This window comes from Candidatus Kuenenia sp., assembly GCF_039794105.1.
Taxonomy (GTDB): domain Bacteria; phylum Planctomycetota; class Brocadiia; order Brocadiales; family Brocadiaceae; genus Kuenenia.
Genome location: NZ_JBDIWA010000002.1, coordinates 97,338 through 121,506 on the forward strand (window position 1 = coordinate 97,338; position 24,169 = coordinate 121,506).

21 protein-coding genes and 1 pseudogene are annotated in these 24,169 nt (G+C 43.1%); 17 read left to right on the forward strand and 5 right to left on the reverse strand.

Going from position 1 to position 24,169, the window contains the following annotated elements; translation table 11 throughout:
• Positions 1 to 18: 18 nt before the first annotated feature.
• The 4 genes and pseudogenes from ABJL82_RS02035 to ABJL82_RS02050 all read left to right on the forward strand — a co-directional run.
• Positions 19 to 228, forward strand: a pseudogene (locus tag ABJL82_RS02035) (KilA-N domain-containing protein); the annotation flags it as partial.
• Between the two features lie 67 nt (positions 229 to 295).
• The gene (locus ABJL82_RS02040; protein ID WP_347273024.1) at positions 296 to 607 is read left to right on the forward strand and encodes a KilA-N domain-containing protein; all 312 of its coding nucleotides are present in this window, start codon (positions 296 to 298) and stop codon (positions 605 to 607) included.
• Between the two features lie 97 nt (positions 608 to 704).
• On the forward strand, positions 705 to 1,127 hold the full coding sequence (locus ABJL82_RS02045) for a GxxExxY protein (RefSeq protein ID WP_347273025.1): 423 nt from the start codon (positions 705 to 707) through the stop codon (positions 1,125 to 1,127).
• A 72-nt stretch (positions 1,128 to 1,199) separates the two neighbouring features.
• Positions 1,200 to 3,893 carry a DEAD/DEAH box helicase family protein gene (locus tag ABJL82_RS02050; protein WP_347273026.1) on the forward strand — a complete coding sequence of 898 codons (2,694 nt, stop codon included), beginning with the start codon at positions 1,200 to 1,202 and terminating at the stop codon, positions 3,891 to 3,893.
• A gap of 134 nt (positions 3,894 to 4,027) precedes the next feature.
• On the opposite strand, the gene ABJL82_RS02055 is transcribed toward ABJL82_RS02050, so the two are convergent.
• Entirely contained in the window at positions 4,028 to 4,213 is a 186-nt protein-coding gene (locus ABJL82_RS02055; RefSeq protein WP_347273027.1) for a hypothetical protein, read from the reverse strand.
• A gap of 1,204 nt (positions 4,214 to 5,417) precedes the next feature.
• Between ABJL82_RS02055 and ABJL82_RS02060 the strand changes: the two genes are divergently transcribed.
• From ABJL82_RS02060 to ABJL82_RS02120, 13 genes are all read left to right on the forward strand, one after another.
• Entirely contained in the window at positions 5,418 to 5,975 is a 558-nt protein-coding gene (locus tag ABJL82_RS02060) for a cyclic nucleotide-binding domain-containing protein (RefSeq protein WP_347273188.1), read from the forward strand.
• A gap of 572 nt (positions 5,976 to 6,547) precedes the next feature.
• Positions 6,548 to 8,452: an Ig-like domain-containing protein gene (locus tag ABJL82_RS02065; protein WP_347273189.1), complete on the forward strand. Its 1,905-nt coding sequence runs from the start codon at positions 6,548 to 6,550 to the stop codon at positions 8,450 to 8,452.
• 632 nt (positions 8,453 to 9,084) lie between these two features.
• Entirely contained in the window at positions 9,085 to 10,329 is a 1,245-nt protein-coding gene (locus ABJL82_RS02070; protein ID WP_347273028.1) for a hypothetical protein, read from the forward strand.
• Between the two features lie 101 nt (positions 10,330 to 10,430).
• Entirely contained in the window at positions 10,431 to 13,481 is a 3,051-nt protein-coding gene (locus tag ABJL82_RS02075; protein WP_347273029.1) for a TonB-dependent receptor, read from the forward strand.
• 33 nt (positions 13,482 to 13,514) lie between these two features.
• The gene (locus ABJL82_RS02080; RefSeq protein WP_347273030.1) at positions 13,515 to 14,357 is read left to right on the forward strand and encodes a DUF3450 family protein; all 843 of its coding nucleotides are present in this window, start codon (positions 13,515 to 13,517) and stop codon (positions 14,355 to 14,357) included.
• An 18-nt stretch (positions 14,358 to 14,375) separates the two neighbouring features.
• Positions 14,376 to 15,845 (forward strand): MotA/TolQ/ExbB proton channel family protein, encoded by a 1,470-nt coding sequence (locus tag ABJL82_RS02085; protein WP_347273031.1) that lies wholly within the window; start codon positions 14,376 to 14,378, stop codon positions 15,843 to 15,845.
• A gap of 16 nt (positions 15,846 to 15,861) precedes the next feature.
• Complete coding sequence (locus tag ABJL82_RS02090; protein WP_347273032.1) at positions 15,862 to 16,491, forward strand: MotA/TolQ/ExbB proton channel family protein; 630 nt, start codon at positions 15,862 to 15,864, stop codon at positions 16,489 to 16,491.
• Between the two features lie 15 nt (positions 16,492 to 16,506).
• A complete protein-coding gene (locus tag ABJL82_RS02095; RefSeq protein WP_197705197.1) occupies positions 16,507 to 16,920 on the forward strand; it encodes a biopolymer transporter ExbD in 414 nt (137 codons plus the stop codon).
• 11 nt (positions 16,921 to 16,931) lie between these two features.
• Positions 16,932 to 17,603, forward strand: a complete 672-nt coding sequence (locus ABJL82_RS02100) for an energy transducer TonB (protein ID WP_347273033.1) — start codon at positions 16,932 to 16,934, stop codon at positions 17,601 to 17,603.
• Between the two features lie 5 nt (positions 17,604 to 17,608).
• A complete protein-coding gene (locus ABJL82_RS02105; protein ID WP_347273034.1) occupies positions 17,609 to 19,021 on the forward strand; it encodes a tetratricopeptide repeat protein in 1,413 nt (470 codons plus the stop codon).
• A gap of 188 nt (positions 19,022 to 19,209) precedes the next feature.
• Positions 19,210 to 19,665: a phosphate-starvation-inducible PsiE family protein gene (locus ABJL82_RS02110; RefSeq protein WP_347273035.1), complete on the forward strand. Its 456-nt coding sequence runs from the start codon at positions 19,210 to 19,212 to the stop codon at positions 19,663 to 19,665.
• Positions 19,666 to 19,857: 192 nt separating this feature from the next.
• Positions 19,858 to 20,133, forward strand: a complete 276-nt coding sequence (locus tag ABJL82_RS02115) for a hypothetical protein (protein ID WP_347273036.1) — start codon at positions 19,858 to 19,860, stop codon at positions 20,131 to 20,133.
• Positions 20,134 to 20,384: 251 nt separating this feature from the next.
• A complete protein-coding gene (locus ABJL82_RS02120) occupies positions 20,385 to 22,217 on the forward strand; it encodes a bifunctional diguanylate cyclase/phosphodiesterase (RefSeq protein WP_347273037.1) in 1,833 nt (610 codons plus the stop codon).
• An 88-nt stretch (positions 22,218 to 22,305) separates the two neighbouring features.
• Here ABJL82_RS02120 and ABJL82_RS02125 read toward each other — a convergent pair whose 3' ends face one another.
• From ABJL82_RS02125 to ABJL82_RS02140, 4 genes are all read right to left on the reverse strand, one after another.
• Positions 22,306 to 23,121, reverse strand: a complete 816-nt coding sequence (locus ABJL82_RS02125) for a transposase (protein ID WP_347273038.1) — start codon at positions 23,119 to 23,121, stop codon at positions 22,306 to 22,308.
• Positions 23,122 to 23,168: 47 nt separating this feature from the next.
• Positions 23,169 to 23,315 carry a hypothetical protein gene (locus ABJL82_RS02130; protein ID WP_347273039.1) on the reverse strand — a complete coding sequence of 49 codons (147 nt, stop codon included), beginning with the start codon at positions 23,313 to 23,315 and terminating at the stop codon, positions 23,169 to 23,171.
• An 85-nt stretch (positions 23,316 to 23,400) separates the two neighbouring features.
• Positions 23,401 to 23,532: an addiction module protein gene (locus ABJL82_RS02135; RefSeq protein ID WP_347273040.1), complete on the reverse strand. Its 132-nt coding sequence runs from the start codon at positions 23,530 to 23,532 to the stop codon at positions 23,401 to 23,403.
• A 173-nt stretch (positions 23,533 to 23,705) separates the two neighbouring features.
• Complete coding sequence (locus ABJL82_RS02140) at positions 23,706 to 24,047, reverse strand: hypothetical protein (RefSeq protein WP_347273041.1); 342 nt, start codon at positions 24,045 to 24,047, stop codon at positions 23,706 to 23,708.
• Positions 24,048 to 24,169: the final 122 nt, after the last annotated feature.

The window sequence follows — 24,169 nt, forward strand, 5'->3', positions numbered from 1 at the left end:
GGCATGAAGGATATTAACATGGCAAAAATCAATGTTTTAGATAAAGACATCACAATTTATGTACAAAATGATGAGGATTATATCTGCCTGACGGATATGGCCAGGTATAAAGACCCTGATCGTACAGATTACATTATCCAGAATTGGCTTCGTAACCGGACAACGATTGAGTTTTTGGGAATTTGGGAAAAATTGAATAACCCGGAGTTTAAACCCGTCGAATTCGACGGGTTTGGAAAGTTTGATCTTAATTCCACCGAATTCGAGGGAATTAAACCTTAAACAGGAGATTGCAATGGCAGAGAAAATATCTGTACAGGGCAATGAAATTAGCATCATCTCAAGGGAGCAAGAGGATTATATTTCATTGACCGATATCGCCAAATATCGAAACAAACAAGAACCATTTGCGATTATCAATAATTGGATGCGAAATAGAAGCACGATTGAGTTCCTGGGTTTGTGGGAAAAGTTAAGCAATCCCGATTTTAAACCTCTCGAATTCGAGAGGTTTAAAAGTGAAGCCGGAAGTAATTACTTTGTGCTGTCGCCTCAAAGCAGGGGGAACGGCTTGCCAAACTCAACAAAATCGCCATCCAACAGATGAAGCTCCTGACAGATCATAGCGGTATTAAGAAACTCAACGATGGATGAACCGCTAATGAACGCGAATTAAAAAAAGCTTAACGATAAAGGAATTGCCAATGGGCGACAATGGAAGCGAATGGAATAATGAGTTGCTTTTTAAGGAGGAGGTTTTCAAGATAATTGGAGCTGGAATGGTTGTCTCAAATTCTCTTGGATGCGGCTTTCTTGAGGCGGTATATCAAGAAGCTATGGAAATAGAGTTGGCAGAAAATGGAATTCCTTTTGAACCGCAAAAAAGAATACAAATTTCATATAAAGACAGAATTTTAAAAAAAGAATATGTAGCTGATTTTTTATGTTTTGAGAAGATAATCGTTGAAATCAAGGCTATAAAAAAAATAACTGAAATTGAAGAAGCTCAACTGCTTAACTATCTAAAGGCAACAAAATTGCCGCTGGGACTAATTGTAAACTTCGGCGGTAAAAAACTTGAATGGAAAAGATATGCAAATACGAAAGGAACCGCTAATGAACGCTAATGAACGCGAATACGAATATTTTTTATTAGCGTCCATTCGCGTGTATTCGCGGTTAACCCTGGGAGATGATTAATGTCAATTCATCCTTCTTTCCCCACATCCCCCTACGAAATACTCAATCCGGAATATCGCTGGTTTCCGGCGGATGAAACCTTGCAGGAAACAAGCCACGAGAAGCTGCCGCCTCTCGTTTCCAAAATTCGCAAAGAGGTTAAAGCATGGCGCGATAATCATTATGAAGGCGCGTCGGCAACATCTAAAGCCCTGCTTTCATGGTGGTTTCACACGGAGCATATACTTCCGAAATCAGATGGTAACATGTTTGAGTTTCAATACTATTTCGCCCAGCGGGAAGCCATCGAGACCGTCATTTACCTCTACGAAGTCGTCAAGGTCAAAGATAAGTATGACCTGATCCGCTATGACTCCTCCGGTGCTGTATCGACCGGCATGTTCGACGAAGAATGGCTTCGCCTTGTGATAAAAATGGCGACCGGAAGCGGGAAGACCAAGGTGATGAGTCTTATAATAACATGGTGCTATTTCCATAAACTCTACGAAGCAGATTCGAAACTTTCCACCAACTTTCTTGTCATTGCCCCCAATATCATAGTCCTTGACCGCCTGCGTGCCGACTTTGACGGCCTGAAAATCTTCTGGAATGATCCGTTGTTGCCAGATAACGGCTATGAAGGGCAGAACTGGCAGGATGATTTCCAGATGACCATGCATATCCAGGATGATGTCTCTATCATTCGTAAATCAGGCAACCTCTTTCTGACCAACATTCACCGCGTCTATGCCGGAAATGATATTGAACCAAGTTTTGAAGACGAAAATCTTGAGGATTATTTTCTCGGCAAGCGTCCGTCCGGCAAAACTACCGATTCAAAGGTTGATCTTGGCGTGATTGTCCGCGAGATTGACGAGATTGTCGTTATTAATGATGAAGCACATCATATCCATGACTCGCGGTTGGCTTGGTTTAAATCCATTGAAGATATCCATAACCGGCTCAAGCAGAAAGACCATTTTCTTTCTCTGCAAATCGACGTCACCGCAACGCCGAAGCACAATAACGGCGCAATCTTCGTTCAGACCGTATGCGATTATACGTTGGCGGAAGCGATTACCCAAAACGTGGTGAAGCGTCCCGTACTTCCTGATTTGGCAAGCAGGACAAAGCTTGCCGAAGTGAAAAGCTCCCGTTACACGGAAAAATATGCCGATTATATTGCACTCGGTGTTGAAGAATGGCGCAAGGTTTATCGTGAACATGAAAAGCTTGGCAAGAAGGCAGTGCTGTTCGTCATGACCGACGACACTAAGAACTGCGACGATGTGGGCGAATACCTTGAAAGTACATACCCGGAATTCAAGGGTGCGGTACTGGTCATTCATACCAACAACAACGGCGAAGTGTCGGAGTCTGATTCAAAAAAAAGTAAAGAAGAACTAAAAAAACTACGCAAGGCATCCAATCAGATAGACAGTTGGGAAAGTCCGTATAAAGTGATTGTTTCGGTTCTTATGCTCAAAGAAGGCTGGGACGTCCGCAATGTGACAACCATCGTCGGGCTTCGTGCCTATGCCGCAAAAAGCAATATCCTCCCGGAACAGACTCTCGGCAGGGGGATTCGCCGGATGTATCCGGGTGAGGATACGATCGAGTATGTCAGCGTGGTAGGCACCGAAGCGTTTATGGACTTCGTGGAATCCATTCGGAGCGAAGGCGTTGAACTGGAACGTAAACCGATGGGAAGCGGAACAGCCCCCAAAGCCCCTATCATCATTGAGGTTGATAACGAAAACACCAAAAAAGACATTGACAAGCTGGATATTGAAATCCCTGTACTTTCACCGCGCATATATAGGGAATACAAATGCCTTGGGGCCATGGAGCCTTCTTCTTTCGGGGCTAAGAAAATCGTTTACCGGCAGTTTTCAGAGGAAGAAAAACGGGAAATAGTGTTCAAGGATATCACCACCGGGGAAATCAACCATACGACATTATTGGATTCCGGTGCGGTAACGGATTATCGGAGTGTCATCGGATATTTTACGCAAATCATCATGAAAGACCTGCGGCTTATTAGCGGGTACGATGTTCTTTATGGCAAGGTAAAGGATTTTGTGTCCCTGCACCTGTTCGATGCTACGGTTGATATTGACGACCTGAATACCCTCCGCAACCTCTCTGAACTTTCGGCAACCAGGACCATCATTGAGGCCTTCACCAAGAAGATCAATGAGTTGACGGTACAGGACAAAGGAAGCGCGGAAATCCGGGATCATATCAGGCTCAGGCAGACCCGTCCGTTTGTTGTCAGAGAGCAGGGCTTTCTTGTTCCGCAGAAAAGTCTGTTCAACAAGATTATCGGAGATAGTAGCCTTGAACTGCTTTTTGCTTCATTTCTCGAAAAATGTACCGACGTTATTTCCTATGCAAAGAATTATCTGGCAGTGCATTTCACAATTGACTATGTGAATGCGGACGGCAACATTTCCAATTACTATCCTGATTTTATAGTGAAGGCAAGCGATAATGACTTATTCATTGTTGAAACAAAAGGGCTTGAAGACCCGGACGTTCCATTGAAAATGGCTCGTCTGAAAAAATGGTGTGAAGACATCAACGCTTCACAAAAGAAAGCACGCTTTGACTATGTATTCGTTGATGAGGAGGATTTCAAGAAATATAAACCGGATTCATTTTCAAGTCTTATAAATAATTTCAGGAAATATAAAGATGACAAGGCCGGCTAATACCTACAATGTCCCCTTTTGCTTTTGTCAGGTTAATTCGCAGGTTAATTTGTAGCCACACCTTGATTAGTGATTTTTTGTAACTTCCGCTATGTTTTAACACAGATTTTCATACAGAATAAATACCCCTATTTTTATGATGTAGCCCATAATTTAAATACAAGTTTATGATTATCCCGCTTCATCGCATTCATGCTGAAATGCGATTTGCTGAATCTTTCCGTCACTTCCTTTGCCATGATATTTTCTACATACAAAGCCCTCATTGCCACGTATTTCTTGTGAGTTACATGGGTGGGATTTAAAATGTCCCTGTCCATGCAAATAGTATGTATTGCCTGAATAATAATTCAATATGCGAAAGTTATCTTTATAATATTTTAATATATTGTTACGATGATCCTCCAGAAATATAAGCATTGTAAGGGATTTGGTAAATATATTGTTAAATGCCATCATAATTACTTATTGTTTTTAGTTCAGAATATAATACCTATTATTCAGATATTAACCCCTAATTTCAAATTAATGAGATTTTTTCTTTAGTTTCTGTATTCCGTTGATTTATTAGCTTTTAAGGCATTTTATCTTTGTGAACAAGTCAATTTTAGGCTAAAAAATTAGGGTATGTATTTCTGTATGAAAATCTGTGTTTAATGAAACGTTACCGTAGTGTTAACCCTGACAGGGTTTGTAACCCTGTCAGGGTTGTTTTGTCCTGCCCTTCCATGAACGGTTACAAAAAATTGGGAATACACACCTTGTAAACCAGGGCTATTTGTTACGCGCTTATCAATTTTATCTCTATAATCATAAATCAAGGTGTGGCCCTATATTCCCACTCTATATTTCTTTATACTACATTCTATCCAACCTATCTACCCATGCGGATTGCTCCATTGTACGGACTTCTGTAGAAGGATTAGGCTCGCACAGGTGATTTTTCAATCACTTGGGTATTCCACACTTTAAGGCACGCACTCTTCCAACGGTCTTTCCAATTCTTTTGCCTGGCAGATATAACTGATATTTTGTGGCAAAAATTCGTTCAAACTATGTCCCCCGCTGGCGGTGGTGCAGGGGGTGGACTGGATTTCTCCATCGATTCAACTACCTCTTTATTATGAAAACAAATTTGACCCTCTTTCCCATGCTCCGCAGACAATTCCACCCCCTTAATCCCCCGCCAGCGGGGGACAGGCTTGCCACGTCCCTTGCAGCTTTCATGCCCTTGTGGGGTTGATCCGGGTGCATTCCCGGTTTTTTGTGACTACTGCCATGTTTTAATGAAACGTACAGTAGTATTAACCCCTGGCAGCGTTGTTTTGCCCCAATCACACAAACGGTTACAAAAAATCGGGAATGATCCTTTAGGCGTTACAAAATCTGCTTATTCTCCCCTTGCGGTTTAACACAATTTTAACATTTCCTTAATACTCCCTTAATATTTACCGTGTACTATGCTTTTTAGAAATTACATGGTCAAAAAACATTAAAACAGAAAGGAGGCAAATTGTGGAAAAAATGTATTCGAGAATTGAGAAAGTAAAAGACGGTGAATTTATTATGGAGGAAGACGCCTGGGCATACTTTGCTTTTGTGCTTAGGGAGGGGAAGGCAAGGATGATGAAAAAAGTTGATGGAAGGCAAGTGGTTATCGGCACATTAAACAAGGGGGATATTTTTGGGGAAACGGGTTTTCTCGGAGAACCAAGGAGAACTACTTCCGTTGTTGCAGAAGGTGACGTTATGGTGGAAATGATCGGAAGAGATTCCTTTATGAGGTTTTTTCATGAATTACCAAAGGACGTACAGGCTAATCTGTATGCAATGGATAAAAATCTCACAATTATTGCTGAAATCTACAGCCGGCTGGTTGTTTTATTCCAGATACTGCAAGACCATGAAACAAAAATGACTGAGGCAAAAACACTGGAAATGGAACTTGAAAAACTTCCTGAATTTGTGAAAGACATGGTGAGTGCCATTGCAAAGCGGCACAATAGGGCGGTTGAATGCCTTAACAAGCTTACCTGTCAGATAGAAGAGAAGCAGACAAAATTAATGTCCCATTATAGCTAAACAAAATAAGGCACGTGTTTATGTATTTCAATCTTAACACAAAATTAACAATTCCTTTATATTCTCTTCATAAATATAAGTTACATTTCCTCACATGTGATGCACACAATCCGCTTCCGCTTTATGCATATTGACGCTAAATAGATCAGTCCATAGGTAGTTTATGGATATGCATTTTTAGGCGGACAGGAATATTAAATGAACAAATACGATTACTAAAATAATGAAAGGAGGCACGAATGAAACGGAAAATCGCATGAAAATAATTGAGCTATGCTGATGCGCTAAACAGTAATTACCCAAATTCCAAGCTCAATTTATACACTACAAATTATAAAGAGCAATAAAGTAAGATAAATCAATGCCTTTCGACTAATTGAATTCTTTAAACATGTTATGTGTAGTGTATATTGTATACACTACATGAATAGTTTATGTTTTTATTAAAGGATGCGAAAACTATTGAATATACAGGCTTTCCACATATATATTTAATGTAGTGTATAAAATTAGTTTCGAAGTCAGGTAATTAATAAAACTAAGATTTAAAGGAGAAATATATCGTGAAGAATATGAGAAAAATAATATTGGCAGCGTTGACAACACTTTTCTTTACAAGTGCTGCCAGCGCCGCCACAGTAAAAGTGTCAAAAAATATTGATACTTCTACTACATGGACTGCTGACAACGTATACCGGTTAGAAGGCCAAATCTTTGTTTTGCCTGGCGCTAGTCTTACGATAGAGGCTGGGACAGTCATTGCCAGCACTACAGACGTTGGAGGCAGTCTGGCAATAGCACGCGGCGCAAAAATCTTCGTAAACGGCACAGAAGACGACCCGGTAATAATGACCTCGACCGACGATGTGGCTACATGGGATAAAGATTCCAGCCACCCCAGTGGCGGCGACCCCAAAACCGGCACATGGCGTGAAGGCGCTAATGAGTGGGGGAATCTGACCATTATGGGTGAGGGAGTAATATCCGCTTCCCACTCCAAAGGCCTTCAGGTGGGTAGTAACACTAAAGATCCTTCAGGGCTGAATGAGGCGCAAATGGAAGGCCTTACGGATGCTGATTACTCATTGTATGGCGGCGCAGACGACAATGATGACAGCGGTTCCATCAGCTATTTGTCCTTACGATACGCAGGAAAAGTGGTTGGCCTTGGTAATGAACTAAATGGTTTATCGCTGGGCGGTATCGGGCGAGAAACCGATATCGATCATGTTGAGATTATGAATAATGTGGATGATGGTATTGAAATCTGGGGCGGTACGGTTAATCTGAAATACGTCAGCATCTGGAACGTTGGTGACGATAGTTTTGATGTTGACCAGGGCTGGCGCGGCAAAGCACAGTTTCTTTTTGTTGTTCAGGGCTACAGCGTCGATGCAAATCAAGGTTCAGGTGTGGGCGACAACTGTTTCGAGATGGATGGCGCTGAAGATTCTGACGCTCAGCCAGTTACTACATCCGTAATTTATAATGCCACAGTTATTGGTAATCCACTTGATGGTGACCATGGAACCGCATGGCGTGACAACGCCCGCGTACAGTTTCGCAATTGCATATTTATGGATCTGGGCGAAAAACTTGTAAAAGCTGACAATGATGATGGTGACGGCGCTAATGGTTATGGTTACAACGGCACGTTGTCATGGGAAAAGACGTGGGAAACAGATTACACAGTTACTTCCACGGTGAACGATTGTGGCGGATGTCCTTCCGCTGCTTTCAATAACGCCAGTAATCTTTATACAACCCAGACGTCAGGTAAACTTGCGGAAATCACAGACAGTGTGTTCTTCAGGAACCTTCATGCGGATGCATATTCAGACTCAGACACAGTAGGCGTAACAAGTAACGGAGGCAGCACTTCCGGGAATAACAATGTGGTCGTTTCCAGTACCGATGATAAGGATATGCCAATTGTTAGTTTAACCCGTGGTACAAGATTTACTTCTTCAGAGGGCAAGGGCGTCCTTCCTGTAAAATCGGTAGACCCACGCGCCGCCAATGACGCCCTTGTTAGTGCGGATACTGCGCCTGGTGACGGGTTTTTCACACCTGTTCAATATCGGGGCGCTTTCAGTGCGGATGATAATTGGATGCAGGGCTGGACTGCTGCTGATGCATATGGAATGATCGTTTCGGATGAAGATGAAAATCCTGACGCAAACCCTGCAAAATCGATAACGGTATCGCCGTCTAGCCTAACCCTGGATAAGGGTGATAGCGCTGATGTGACCATAACGCTGGCAGACGAAGACGGAAATGCCGTTGAAGGCAATACGGTTAAAACGAAGCTGAACAGCGCTGGGAAAAAACGTGTAAGTATATCTTCAAACAGTGAAGAGACAGATGAAAACGGTGAGGCTGTATTTACCGTTACTGCTAAGAAAAAAGGTAAAGCGGTGATTACATTTCAATCAGACAACTTGAAAGAAAAACTGAAGGTCAAGGTGAAGAAATAAACAATACGATTGCGGATTAAATACTATGCGGGTTCAGGTTTGTAGCCCGAACCCATGAGAATGCTCGTTCCCAAGCTCCGGCTTGGGAACGCAATTGTATTGGAAGCTCTCGCTTCCTTTTTGTAAAAAATTTTGTAACTATTCAGCGTAAACGTTCCACGACTCCCGGCGGGTTCAGGTTTGCAACCCAATGTCATTAAGTTAAAATTATTTGATTAAAAACAACCCCCTTTATCCCCCTTTTTTAAGGGGGACTTTTCAGACAGGTTGCTTAACTTAATGACATTGGTTTGCAACCGTTCGGCTGAGCTCACGACGAAGCCTGAACCCATGGGTTTATGCGTATAATGTGGCAATGTACTACGGCAAAATCCCAATGCCCAAAATCACAAAATCCCTGTTTGGCATCTGGAATTTATTTGTCATTTGTTCTCCTAATAGAAGGCTGGATTGAAAATATAAAACGTTTGGTTCAGGTTACAAACCTGAACCCGCGAATGTAGTTTCCAGCGCCAGTACGTTTCCAAGTAGCGGCAAGGCATGCCTTGCCGCTACTTGGAAACGAGAACGAAAAATTCATTACGTCCGGCTAACGGACATCGAACCCTTTTTCTTAAAACCATTAATATAAAATGACAATACGATCAAGATATATCCTCTTATGGATTGTTTTCCTGCTATTCTCGTTTACGCTGGGCTGCGGCAGGCACGATGCCGATAACGCTGCAGAACAGCATACAACACTTTTGATCAAGACGATAAAGGACCAACCCCTGACTGCTTACCAAAGAGAATTGCTTATCCTTGCGTTTGAAACGGCGTCAGCAATTCCTGTTAAACCACATATTAAAGATAGGTCGCACATGCAGGAAAAAGCGGCGGCGGCGTGTCTTGAACTGAATCAGCCTTTCCTCGCTATTGGTTTTATTGAACATATTGATAACTGGCGCCGCGGTTCCGGTTACGGTGATGTTGCATTTTATTGCGCTAAAAATGGTTACACTGACGAAGCGCTGCAATACATCGGCCTTGCCGGCCAGGCCTCTTCTTCTGCCGAAGAATGGCGCAAAGAACATATAAAAGTGAAAATTGCTAATGCTTACCTGATGCTTGGTGAAACAGAGAAGTCTGCACAATATGCATCGGGAGCAGAAAATGCTGTGGCCGGAAAAGTTGCTGGCGTTCGGGCGATGATTGCCGGTGATGATCATTTTGAGGAACAAATGGATGCGCTGGATGCATTGATTGAATCTGGAAATTATGACGCAATAGTAGATGCGTTGGAGGCTTGCGCTAAATTATTTAACAGATTTTATGAAAACAAGGGGTGGCGTATGCTGGCGGAAGAGAAGCTTAAAGCATCATGGGGAGCGCTTCCGGTATTTAAGCGCATTGATCTACTTATGGGACTGGCAGGATTTGCTCTGGACCATGCTGACCAGACGAAGGCGCTTGAATTGGTAAATGAAACGCAAACGATTATTGATTCTGCACAATGGCGGCCTGAACATTATGTTTCACTTATGTCCAGGGCATCCAGGCTGCGTTATTTGGCAGGTGACAGGCAAAAAGCAATGGCAGATGCTGGCGATATCCTTAATTTTTATAATTTGCAGAAAGAAAAAATAATTACTATCTACCGGGCAGGAGCGTTGCTGCCATTAGCCGAAGCGTATCAGGCAATGGGTAATACAAAGGAAGCGCTTCAAATATATGCGATGGCAATTCAGGAAGGCGTTGAAAATCCCAATTCCAGGCCTCGGGCAGAAGATTTATCTGCCGCCTGTTTGTCTATGGCGTTGCATGGCGTAGAGCCTGATGTTGAATTGTGGGGCAGAATACGCGGTATTAAAGAGGGGCTTGGCGATCCCTGGTGAATAAAATAATAAATTATTTCTTAACCCTATAAATATAAAACGTACTTATACAAAAAAATGATTAGTTTGAGTTCTGGCAGAAAAGGTAGATTTGTTTAAAAATGACTAATAAACGGAGTGGCTGTTTAAGCATCATCTTGTCATTATTATTTGCAGGTGTTGCTTTCGCTCAGCAGAAAGGCTCAATTCGCGGGATTGTGTATGACAAGGAGTTTGATGCGCCATTGGCTACCGTGCAGGTTACTATTGCAGAAACGGGAGATAAGATAATTGCTACAGACGAAGGAATATATTTGTTTGACCAGGTAGCGCCAGGCAGCTATACGCTTATCTTTTCGAAAAGCGGCTATACCCGTCAGGTGCAGGCAAATGTTGTAGTTTCTCCAGGGAAGATGACGGAAGTTGAAGTTTCATTGTCTGGAGAGTTTACGGATATGGAAGAGTTTATTGTTGAGGATATTCGTACAGGAGATACAGAGGCTGGCCTTATGGAGCTTCGCGCTGAAAGCCCGGCACTTCTGGATTCCGTTAGTTCAGAATGGCTACATCAGGCAGGAGTGACTGATGCGGCAAGCGCGTTGAGTCTTGTATCGGGAGCTACGGTGCAAGACGGCAAATTTGCTGTCGTGCGAGGGCTGCCGGACAGATATGTCAGTTCACAAATGAACGGCGTGCGGCTGCCTACCGCAGACCCGGATAAACGCGCTGTACAGTTGGACCAATTTCCTACGGAAGTAATAGAAAGCATTCAGGTAAGCAAAACATTTACGCCGGATCAACAGGGCGATGCATCCGGAGGCGCTGTAAATGTGGCGCTGAAAGGTATTCCGGATAAAAATGTAATCAGATTCAAAACCGGATATGAATATAACACGCAGGCGGCGGGTAACGATAATTTCCTCACCTACAAGGGGGGAGGAGTGAATTTCTGGGGGATAGACAAGAAAAGCAGGGATATCCCTTCAGACGGTGTATTTACCGGTTCAATGGGAGTTACCGGAGATGAAGCGCCAATTGATTATTCAATGTCGATGGCTGCCGGAGGAAGAATTGAATTGGGAAATGGCGTCAGTGTCGGGGGGCTTGTCAGTTCCTATTATAAAAAGGACAGTTCGCATTTCGACAATGGCGTCGATGATGCTTTGTGGATTGACAGCAAATACAGGGGCGATGGGCTGACTCCGCAGTATGGAAACCCCGATTCCCCGCCCGATCCACCCATACCCGCTGTTGGAGAAGATTTTAAAACCTCTCTATTTGACGTCACGGAGTCATCTGAAGAAGTGCAATGGGGTGTTTTAAGTGCAATTGGGATGGAAATAAAAAACCATTCGCTGCAGGCGCTTCATATGCATACCCAGGTTACGGAGGACAAATCGATTCTTGCTGAAGATACCAGAGGCAAGGCATACTATTTTCCAGGATATGACCCAAACGACCCGAAAGGACTGGGGAATGACCCGGACAATAGGTTTGCAGCCCCCTACCTCAGAACAGAAACGTTAAAATATACGGAAAGGGAGACCGATACACTGCAATTTACAGGAGATCATACCGTGCCGTTCTCTGAAGCGGGCATTAATGATTTCATTACGATCCTCTCTCCTAAAATCGACTGGACAGTTGCCCTGAGTTTTTCAGGTCTTGATGAACCAGACAAACGGCAATTTGGTTCTGCCTGGTATGCAGAATCGTATGATGAAGGGTATCCGGTTTATGGAATCGATCCGGAATACAAACCCGCTTATTATGGCCCATACACGCCTGCTGCAAACTTCCTGCTGGGAAATGCATCACGGACATGGACCGATATTTCGGAAAAAAGTGACCAGTATTTTTTAAATCTGAGGTTTCCTTTTGAACAATGGAGCGGAGATAAAGGATATGTGAAATTAGGGCTTTTCACAGATAAGGTAGACCGTAAGTATGATCAGGATTCATATGGCAATTACCGGCTAACGGGGGATAGCGCTATTCCAACGTATGAAGGATCATGGGATGACTATTCTTATAGCGACGAATTCCTTGACCTTGGCGGCCCTACAATGAAAGACGGTCCGCCCTTTGTTGATGTCGACTACGAGGGAGAACAGAAGATTTCGGCATGGTACTACATGGCGGACTTACCCCTTTGTTCATTCCTCAATGTGATTGGCGGAGCACGCTATGAAACAACGAAACTGAACGTAATAAATGACCCTGAAAAAGACGCTAAATGGGTTACTACCGACGAAAACGGGAATCGTCTATACGTTGACCTGCTTCCTGGAGATGCGGACGTCGCGTATCGTCAGGATGATGTGTTGCCTTTACTCGGATTTGTATTGAAACCATTTAGCAAGATCACATTGCGCGGTTCATTTAGTGAAACCGTGGCGCGTCCGACTTTTAAGGAACTCACTCCGATTCAACAGCAGGAATTTCTGGGTGACGATGTTTTTATAGGAAATAATGCATTGAAAATGAGCGCATTAAAAAATTACGACCTGCGGCTCGACTATACTCCTTATAATGGCGGCTTGATATCAGTTTCCTGGTTCCACAAAGACATCGAAGACCCCATTGAATACGTGCAGGACCTGGTGAACGCTTTTTCATTTACGACCCCGCTGAATTTTCCTGAAGGGAAATTGACCGGTTTTGAAGTAGAGACACGACAGCATCTGGGCTATTTCTGGGATGTGTTGAAGGGTATTTCGATAGGCGGCAACGCAACGTTTATTGACTCGGAAGTGACGCTTCCTGAGAGCGAACGAGCACGGCTTGCCGACGCCGGGGTGGAAACGACCAGCCGCAATATGATGAATGCGCCTGAATATCTGTACAATATTTACACAATGTATGATATTGAACGCATTGGTACGCAAATAGGGCTTTTTTATACGGTGAAAGGAGATACGCTGGTGGCCGGTGCGGGAAATGTAAACGGAAACTATGTGCCGGACGTCTATGCAACGGAATACGGCACTCTTAATTTCAGCGCTTCAAAAAAAATCGGGAAACACTTTAACATAACGTTTAAGGCGAAAAACCTGCTTAACCCTGAAATTGAAGAGGTATATAGGCCGCCGGGTTATTTAGGAAATGACGAGGTCAGAACCTCCTATACGGAGGGGATGGATTTTTCGATTTATATAAGCGGTACATGGTAAGACATTATTTTATTAAAAAAGGACGAATAAATTATGAAAAACAAAAAAATATATAAATGCCGGAGAGTAAAAACCATTGGCGGTCTATTAGTGAAAATGCATTGCCGGCTACGCGCAGCCGCATTGCTGCTCATTGCTTTTTTCATGTTTGCCTTTATAACAATACCATTCGAAACGGCTAACGGCAGTGTGGATAGCGCACGGGCGGCGCTAGAAAAATGGGTTGAAACCCGTCGCATTATTTCAAAAGAGAAACTGGAATTTGAGCTTGCGAAGGAAATGCTTTCTGAGCGGATAGAACTGCTGGGACGCGAAATTGAGACCGTGCGTAAAAAAAACAGTGAGATCGAAGCAAGTATAACGGAAGCGGATAAAAAAAGGGCTGAAATGCTTGAAGAAAATGAAAAACTTAAAAAAGCATCTACAACTTTAAACGCTACCGTGATAGAACTTGAAACCAGAACAAGGGAACTCTTAAAAAAACTGCCCGACCCTATTAGAGGACGTGTGAAACCGCTCAGCCAGAGGCTTTCAGAAAACCAGGAAGATACAAAACTGTCTTTGGGAGAACGGTTTCAAAATATCATTGGAATACTAAACGAAGTAAATAAATTTAACGGAGAGATATCCGTTGTAAGTGAAGTGCATGGCCTGCCGGACGGAAACCATGTTGAAGCGACGTCTCTTTATATTGGAATAGGTCAGTCATATTTTGTTAACGGTAATTGCGACAAGGCAGGATTAGGAACTGCTTCACAAGACGGCTGGATTTGGAGGCCTGCCAATGAACATGCCGCTGCTATTGCCAAAGCGATAGCAATTTTGAAAAATGAAACTGCGGCGGCATTTGTGCAATTGCCCATAGAAATTCAATAAACGGAAAATGAGGGTATTATGAAGATAATTAATTATATAGGTATTGTAATGCTGCTTACTATTTTTTGGGGGAATGCATTTGCTGATGACCCGCAAAAGAATGTCGAAGGATCCTTTACCCGTGCTGAAGTAACAGTGCAGGGGCAACTTGAGGAAGGCCTGGCGGAACTCAGCGCCCTACGTGAATTGATAGCAGATGAAAAAATCCCGATTAACCGCAAGCTTAACGACCTTGAAGGTGAACTCGTCCGGGTACGTATGGATTATCAAAAGACTTCACGTATGCTTGACAGCCATACGCTTGACCTTAGCAACCTGAGAAATGAAATTAAATCGCGCCATGAAGAGGCTACGTATCTTTCCAACCTGATGGGAGAATACGTAAGAAATTTTGAAACAAGGCTGCACATCGCTGAAATCCAGCGCTATGGGGAAATAGTTGAAAAAGCCAGGCTTGCTGCCGAAAACAACAATCTCTCCAAAGATGAGGTGTTTAAGGCTCAGGCGGCATTAGTGTCTGTATCTATAACACGTCTGGAAGATGCGCTCGGCGGTTCATGTTTTGAAGGCAACGCGGTTGATACCGACGGATTGGTAAGACATGGTGATTTTGCTCTCGTCGGGCCGGTTGCGATTTTTCGCTCAAAGGATGGAAATAATGTAGGCACTGCGGAACAGCGCCTCGGCTCGCTTGAACCCTCAATTATCGGCTTTGCAAGTAACAGCGACGCCGTTGCGGCGGCACAGGTTGTATCAAATTCCATCGGATATTTTCCAATCGATCCGACACTTGGCAATGCTCACAAAATTGAAGCTACCAAAGAAACATTTTGGGAGCATATACGCAAGGGAGGGGTGGTCATGGTTCCCATTTTTGCACTGGCGGGGGCTGCGCTTTTAATGGCAATTTACAAATTCATTGGTTTAGCCTTTCTACGTAATCCGCCTTCAAAAGATATAGGTGTATTTATCAACGCCATTGCGCGGCACGATAAAAACGCAGCCATGCAGGCGGCTGAAGCCATCAAAGGGCCTGTCGGAAAAATGCTCTCAGCCGGAGTTGAACATGTTAAAGAAAAAAGCGAACTGATTGAAGAGGTCATGTACGAAACGATACTTGCCACACGCCTGAAACTCCAGAGCCTGTTGCCATTTATTGCCATCAGTGCATCTTCAGCTCCTTTGCTTGGACTGTTGGGTACGGTAACCGGCATTATAAACACCTTTAAACTGATCACCGTATTTGGTTCGGGAGACGTTAAAACCCTTTCCGGCGGTATTTCAGAGGCTCTTATTACCACCAAGTTTGGCTTGATTGTAGCAATTCCGTCGTTGCTGCTGCATGCCTTTCTTTCACGTAAGGCGCGCAGTGTAGTTGATCAGATGCAAAAAGCCGCTGCTGCCTTCATCAATCAGGTGAATAAGACGCCTTATGAACGCGTTAAAATGAAAGAAGAAGATAGTTGTTTAGCAATGAGTGATAATTGATAAAAAGGTATATACAATGAATGTATTGACCGAATATTTAAAAACCCTATGGGAACAGGCATTATCCTTATGGCTTTCCGGAGGATGGAGCATGATTGCCCTTGCGGTAAACGCCCTGGTACTGTTTGGACTTGGAGCGCATATGCACTTTAAACTGAACGAAAAGGGATTTCGTCACATTCCTGAAAAGATATGGAGCCGCTGGATTAATCATCCTGAAGAAAGAAAAGGGCATATCGGAGCGCTGCTCGATTTTGTTGCAGGCGGCAATTCGATAAAACATGCCATTGTTTTGTTTCAGGAACTCCATACAACGGAGATTGCCCCGTTAGGAAGGGATTTGCTCGTTATGAGAATATGTATAGGTGTATCGCCGCTTTTAGGCCTTCTGGGGACGGTAACAGGTATGCTTACGACATTTAGCGCCCTTGCTACAGGGTCAGGCGGTGAAAAAACTATGGGGCTTGTTGCACAAGGGATTTCGGAGGCATTGATTACGACTGAAACCGGATTGGTGTTGGCGCTGCCAGGCCTTTTTTTTCAGTATCACCTGTCGCGTCAATACGAAAGGTACAAAAGCTTTCTTGCCCATCTGGAAACAATTTTTACACAAAAACTTTATAAAAAACTTGCGAAACCATTTTAAACAGGAAGGGACTTTATGGGGCGTTTACGTGATTTAGCGGCGGAGGATAACAGTGATACAGGGATAGATATGTCGCCGCTGATTGATTGTGTTTTTATCCTGCTTATCTTCTTTATCGTCACAACGACCTTTGTTGAAGAGACAGGGGTTGAAGTTGATAAGCCTCAGGCGGCATCCTCTGTCCGTCTGGAAAAAACAAGCATACTGATAGCGCTGACAGATAAGGGAGAGGTAGTTTACGGCGGTAGGGAAATCGGCGTCAGCGGAGTACAGCCGCTGGTGAAACGCATGCTTCAGAAGGAAGAGGTTCCGGTAATAATTCAGGCTGATACCGCAGCGCAGTCCGGACTGCTGGTACGTATCATTGACGAAGCCAAGCTGGCGGGCGCCGTCAAGGTAAGTATTGCTTCCCGTCAGTCTAAAAGTTGAGCATAAATAGAGTGAAAGATTATAAAACGAGTTCTACTTCCGGCCATATTTATCATTACATACGGGTTGTTTCTGCCGCAGCGGGGTTGACGTTTCTCTTTTTTCTCATATTGCCGCTAATGCAGACGATAAGCAAACCCCCACGGGCTGATATGGCGGTGCGGGATATAGATACGGCTTATGTGCCTCCACCCCCGCCACCTCCGGAAGAAGAACCGGAAAAAGAGCCGGAACCTGAAGAACCTCCGCCTGAACTTATGGACGAATCGCCACCGCTAGACCTTTCGCAGCTTGAATTGGCCCTTAATCCGGGCTTAAATGAAGGCTGGCTGTCCGGCGACTTTGCCGTAAAACTAAATACCGTTGCCGCAGGCGCAGGGGACGATAATCTTGACGCGTTGTTTTCAATGGCGGATCTTGACCAGAAGCCGCGTGTTGTCTATCAGCCGGGGCCTGTCATTGACAAACAGGTAAGAAAAAAGGCGCCGGGAACGGTCTACATACTTTTTATTGTTAATCAGAACGGACGTGTTGAAGACCCCATGGTGCAGCGTTCTACTGATCCTGTATTTGAAAAGCCAGCGCTTGCAGCGGTAAAGCAATGGAAATTTGAACCTGGCAAACGGAACGGAAAGGCCGTCCGGTTTCGCATGCGTGTTCCCATCAGTTTTCCGAAAGGATAGTAATTATGAAAAGATTATTTTTGCAGATTACAAATAATATGCTTATCTTCATCATCGCCGGTATATTTTATTTGATTTCATGGATAACCGTCCCTGAAGAACGGCAGGCCTGTGCTTCGGGATTAAGTCAATCAGAACTGAAAATCTGGAATGATTTGTCGTTCCAAAAACGGTTTGCCGAAAGCTATATGGCAGAGACCGAGATTGAGCCGCGCGTGACTATAGAGGAACGCGACAGGATGCAGAAGGTGCTTGGGTTTATGTCTTCCGGTGAAATGGACAAGGCTGCCGGCCTGCTGGAAAAGAGCCGTGGTGACAAGGCGAATGCGCTTTATGACTTTATGCTTGCTAACATATTATTTCAACAGGAAAAGATTGACCAGGCCGCAGGGATATATCAGATTGCCGTGGAAAAATATCCGAAATTTCGCCGTGCATGGCGCAATTTAGGGCTTATATATGTACGCATGAACGAATTTGAAAAAGCACTGCCTGCGCTTACCCGTGTAATTGAACTTGGCGGAAGCGATTCATTAACTTACGGGCTGCTGGGCTTTGCATATTCATCTGTGGAAAATCACCTTTCTGCCGAATCGTCTTTTCGCATGGCCGTTTTGCTGGACCCTGCCACTATTGACTGGAAAATGGGGCTGGCTCGCAGCCTTTTTAAACAGGAAAGGTATGCAGAGGCTGTTTCGCTTTGTAGCAATCTGATTTCTGCCCATCCGGACCGTGCAGATTTCTGGTTGCTGCAGGCAAATGCCTATATCGGGCTTAACCAGCCGCTTAAGGCCGCTGAAAATTATGAACTTGTCGATCGCATTGGCAAATCTACCATAGATAGCCTCAACATGCTGGGTGACGTTTATATCAATGAGGGATTATACGAAATGGCGGTAGATGCTTATATTCGTGCTATGGGAAAAGGTACACAGTATAAGATTGAGCGCGCCATCCGTGCCGCCAAAGCGTTGACTGCTCGTGGAGAGATTAAAGAAACAAGGAAACTGCTTGATAGTATAAAGGCCTTGCATGGCGGACAGCTTAGCACTGAAGAAAATAAAGACCTGCTTAAACTTAGTGCAAGGCTGGCCGTTGCTGAAGGTTCCGGAGGCGAGGAGGCGCGCGTGCTGGAGGAGATTGTCGGACTTGACCCGCTGGATGGCGAGGCGTTGATTCTGCTTGGTCAACACAGCAACCGGAATGGAGACACTGAAAGGGCAGTGTTTTATTACGAAAGGGCGGCCAATATAGAAAAATATGAGGCGGACGCCAGGGTGCGCCATGCACAGTTACTAGTAGGAATGGGTAAGTATGACGAAGCACTGCCTCTGCTCCGCAAGGCGCAGCAACTTAAACCACGAGACGACGTTCTTAAGTACATGGAACAGGTGGAGCGTATTGCCAAACCACGATAGTTTTGACACAAAAGCAAGGCGAAATCTTGTGCAAATAGTTTCGTCTTAAAATATCATTCTTGAGTGTAGGGGCGAAGCATTTGCTGTAAATTGTCATAAATGCATTCATACCCAAAACGGGCAAATGCTTCGCCCCTACTTTAGTGTAACCCCTGTACCTGTCTTACATTTAGCAGGTAAAAACTATTATGAAATTAGAAAATATGAAAACTGATTTACAACGAAAATGGCAGGCATTTGATCCTTCGATATTTTATGAAAAGCTGGCAAAATGGATACTCAGCATTCTCATCATGGTCATCCTTTCCGGCATGTTGGGCGGCGTTGTCATTACGATGTTTCATTTGCGGCTCCTCTTTAGCATGGACATAGAACACGCCCTGCGGGTTATTATCATAGACGCCCTCACCATCCTTGCCCTACTGGAGATATTTAAAACCACTATGGCGTATTTTTCCGAAGGCCGCGTAAAGGTGACCTATATTATAGACACGGTCATCGTTGTCATGCTTACGGAAATCATGGCGTGTTGGTTTAAGGAATTCGATCTGTACAAACTGGGTACGATAGCCGTCCTGGTATTGGTGTTGTGCGTCATGAGGATATTTTCCGTTAAATATTCTCCAGGTATAAAACACCCCTGACCCGTCGCAACCTTAACATAAAATTAACATGTTCTTTATACTGCCTTTACATAAGAGTTGTTTAATGGAATAGGAATTTCAAGCCGGTAACACAGTCGTCCTTGTTGTGCAAAAGAAATTTGCCGAAGGTATGATTTGTAATGTAAGGGTTTAGAGAGTTTAATCTTATATTTATGGAAAGGAGCTACTATTATGAAAATGAACACGTTTTTTATTTGTCCTGAATGTGGGAATGATAAGGATTTTAAAATCTTTACGAGCAACTTTCAGATCGTCAGACAATCGCCAGAATTGGGGCGATGCATTGACGCAAGCTTTACCTTGCCTAATCTGCGGCAGCACGATAATTACATCGAATGTGTGCCCTGTCTTAAAAGGTATGAGTATAACGAGGCAGTAACGAATGGGAGGAGATACGTTAAGGCGATTGGAAGGTTTAAAAAAACTTACCCTATGTCTCAGCAGTAAGGGTGTCTTTTTAACGTAGAAATACTTAGTCAAACAAATTAGATTCTTTGAAGCTGAACAATAAAATTCATAGTAAGGGGCAGCACGGACAAATCCAGTTTGTCTGTGCTGCTATGATGTTTAGCCGTTTCACTGCAAAGCCGTATTAAATATTTTTAAAAATAGATGTTTTTGTCTATAAAAAATAGGCGTATTTCTAAAGTTTGGTGCGAAACGAGAACGTGCCGTTTATAAAAATGGGGGTATGCGCTATGACAGCCGCAATTGCTTTCATTTCTGAAATAAATCAAAAATCGGGTATTAACAAGGAATTGGAAGAAGAATTCATAGACATTATTGAGAAGGGGCTGGTTTTCACCAAATTTCAGCCCATTGTTTGCCTTGCCACTGGAGACGTCGTTGCGTATGAGGCATTAAGCAGAGGTCCGGAAGCAAGTTTGTTCGAAAATCCGATATACCTGTTCGAAGTTGCCGAAAAACTTGAGATGTTGGAAGACCTGGATATGCTTTGCAGGGAAAAGGCCATTATGAACGCTAAAATATTGGGTCTCAACACAAAGCCTGTCAAATTATTTATCAATATAGACGCGGCATGTATAACCTACTCAAAACATGATAAAGGAAAGACAAAGAAATTAATTGAGGAATGTGAGTTAGAAATGGACAACGTCGTCCTTGAGATTACGGAAAGGACGTTCATAAAGGACTCTCAGATTTTCCATCAGGCGCTATCACACTATCAATCGCAAGGATTTTCAATAGCTATAGACGACCTTGGGTCTGGAAGCGCAGGCCTGCGGCTGATATCGGAAATAAATCCGCAAAAAGTGAAAATTGATAAATTTCTTGTTGAAAACATAGATAAATCATTTAAAAAACAGGCCATTGTAAAAATGCTGGTAGATATGTGCCACAGGATCTTGAATTCAAAAATTGTAGCGGAAGGCATAGAGACGTTTGAAGAATTTACCACCGTAAAAATGCTTGGGATTGATTGGGGGCAAGGCTACCTTTTCGGCAAACCATCACCAACACTACAACTCGTTCCAGGCTGCGTTAAAAACAAAATCATTTTGCGGCATCATGCCAATGGCGGAGAAGTCTTTTCTGATGAATCAAGAATTGAAAGCATAGCATCTTTGAATGCCCCTGCCTTTCATTGCAACACGCAGATTGGAAAATTGGTAGAAACATTTAATCAGAACCCGGAAATGCTTGGCATACCAATTGTGAATAATGGAATTCCCGTGGGGCTTGTTACGAAAACCAACCTTTTCTCTCAGTTGAGTAAAAAGTTCGGCTATGATCTTTTTTATAAACGTCCTGTTTCGTATTTAATGGGAACAACGTTCTTGACTGTTGATGTAACCGAGGATATTGATTCAGTTGCAAAACAGGTGCTCTCAAGAGATTTTTCCATGCTATACGATATATTTATTATTACCATTACCATTACCAATAACAATAAGTATTATGGCGTTTCCACGGTTCATGCCCTGCTTGAGAAGATGACCACCTTAAAAATAAAACATGCAAGCCAGGCGAACCCGCTGACAGGACTCCCAGGAAACGATTCCATAAAGGTATTTGTTGAAAAACAGATAAGAGCCGGTCAGGATTTTGCCTGTGTGTATTTTGACCTGGATTTTTTTAAGGCATATAACGACTATTATGGATTTTGCAAGGGTGACGAAGTACTCAAAAAAACGGCATATTTGATTATGGAGATATTTGTCGTTTCAAGAATTGGCTATGTTGGACACATTGGAGGAGACGATTTTATCGCTATTATTCACACGGAGGAAGTGCGAGACTTGTGCGCCAGATTTATCCGTGAATTTGACGTCATGGTACCCAAGCTTTACGCAGAAATTGACGTGAAAAACGGCTGCATAGAAACCCTGGACAGGAATAATCTAAAATGCAGGTTCCCCTTGATGTCCGTATCGCTCGCAGTTGTTGAGTCAAAAGAGAACTCGCGATTCCAATCACTTCTTGAAATAAGCACGGTTGCGGCTGAAATGAAAAAGAAGGCCAAAGCCGTTAAAGGGAGTGTTTTCCTGATAAATCAAAGGGCAAATTAGGCAACTTTGAAATTTCCATACAATTACTACAAAATTAACAATGCCTGTGCTTACTTAGCGCCTAAGCTGGCATAGGAAAGCAATAGTGTCACATCTTGAATAGTGAATTAGCTTTGCTGAATATTTTTTTTATGTGCGATTCTTTGCCTAGCTTCAATTTTATATTACTTACCTGTTTGCTGACTGAAGAATAACTCAGATTAAATATTTTTGCAATTTCATTATTCCGGTATAATCCCGTATTCCACAATAAATAGATCAGTATGTCACGTTTGTCTTTCTCCTGCCCATTTATCCTTCTGGGATTAATGAGGGCACTGATATCGCATTCCATAGCTGCAGCAGCCCTTCCTAACACGGTATTTAAATCCTCTTCCCTTAAAAAAAAGCGTTTTTGAGGAACTTCAACGTCCGGCTCCTTATCCCCCATGTATTTTGATTTTACCTTCTTGCAATACTCTTGACTCCCGAAAAACAAACCATGCCGGAAATCCTCCCATACACGCTTTTCCTCTCGGGAATAATCTTGGACCATTTCCTTTGGATATAACAGGAAAGGACAAGTAAGGTATTTCTCATTTTCAACGAGAAATGATTTGAATCTGCCCTGAAATAAATGTCCGTTGCGGTGATGCTTTACGTTAAATCGCCGTGTATAGGCGACTCCCAGCCACTGTATGGATTTTGAAATATTTGGTCTGTTAGTCCTGAGCAGCAAATGATAGTGATTGTCCATGAGTACGTAAGCAAAGACGTCTACTGAAAACCTTAAAGACATTTCACCAAGTATTTCAGTAAACAGACTACGGTCTTTATCATCCCAAAAAATCTCTTTTCGCTCGTTTCCCCGCGATAGGACATGATAAAAGGCGCCTTCATATTCAATGCGCAATGGCCTTGCCATACCATTACAGCATCATATGCCTCTTATCTATGTCAATATCTTATTCACTATTCAAGATGTGACCCCTTTACCTGCACTGCATCAACCTGCAAAAGGAAATCATAGCCTAACCCTGTTCTCTTATCTTCATGCCAGGAAAAGGCTTCCTTTAAGTCATCTTCGGCTTCAGGCCTGACAATGACCTTATATTTCATTGCTTGCTCACTAACCTTTTATAAACATCTTCCCATGGAGAACCTGATTCAGGGTTTTTATGGTAAGCCTCCAATCGTTCATCAATTATCCTTTTTCATCTTCTGTCAATTCTATTGCTTCCGGTTCAGCGGCTATAGTGTCCCATATATCCTCTACAAGTTGGATTCTTTCAGGTATTGACAATGCAAGGGCATCTGTTGCCGTTATCTGTTTCATCGTTTTGCCTCCCTTTAATTTCCGATATATTTTATCCGATTAGTTCCTATCTTGAATCCCTTTTTAGCAATTTTCTTTATTTTTTTATGTAACGATTCCGGTAATCTCACACTAAAAGTACTCATAATAAACCTCCTTGCAATCTAATAAATTCTTTTTTGCGACCCCTTCGGCTAACGTTCCTCGATTGCCTGGATATTTTTTATCTTAAGCTTGCGTGTATCTGAACAATAAATAGTTGTTGCATTAAACGAATAACGATGCTTATCAAGAAACCGATGAAATTCTTTTTTTAACAATGCAAAGGTAGTAAATGAGATTATCTTCGACGCCTTGAGCGGGTCAACCTTTAGATTAGAGTATTTAAAATTCCATGCGGTCCTACCTTGTAGAAATAGTAGTTCTTCGACTAGGTCAGGCAGGGCCGGAAGATACTTCGCTTCCAGCTCGCGCTTTACCCAGAACCGCACGGTATCCAATTCTTTGGAAAGGACAAGATCGTTTCCTTCTGGCATATCCGTTATCACTTGAAGCAGCTAACTTTAAATTAAACTTCCAAAATGTCACATTATTTTACGGCAATTATGAAATATATTTGTATGCATACCTTACTGATAATTGCTTGCATCATATTCGC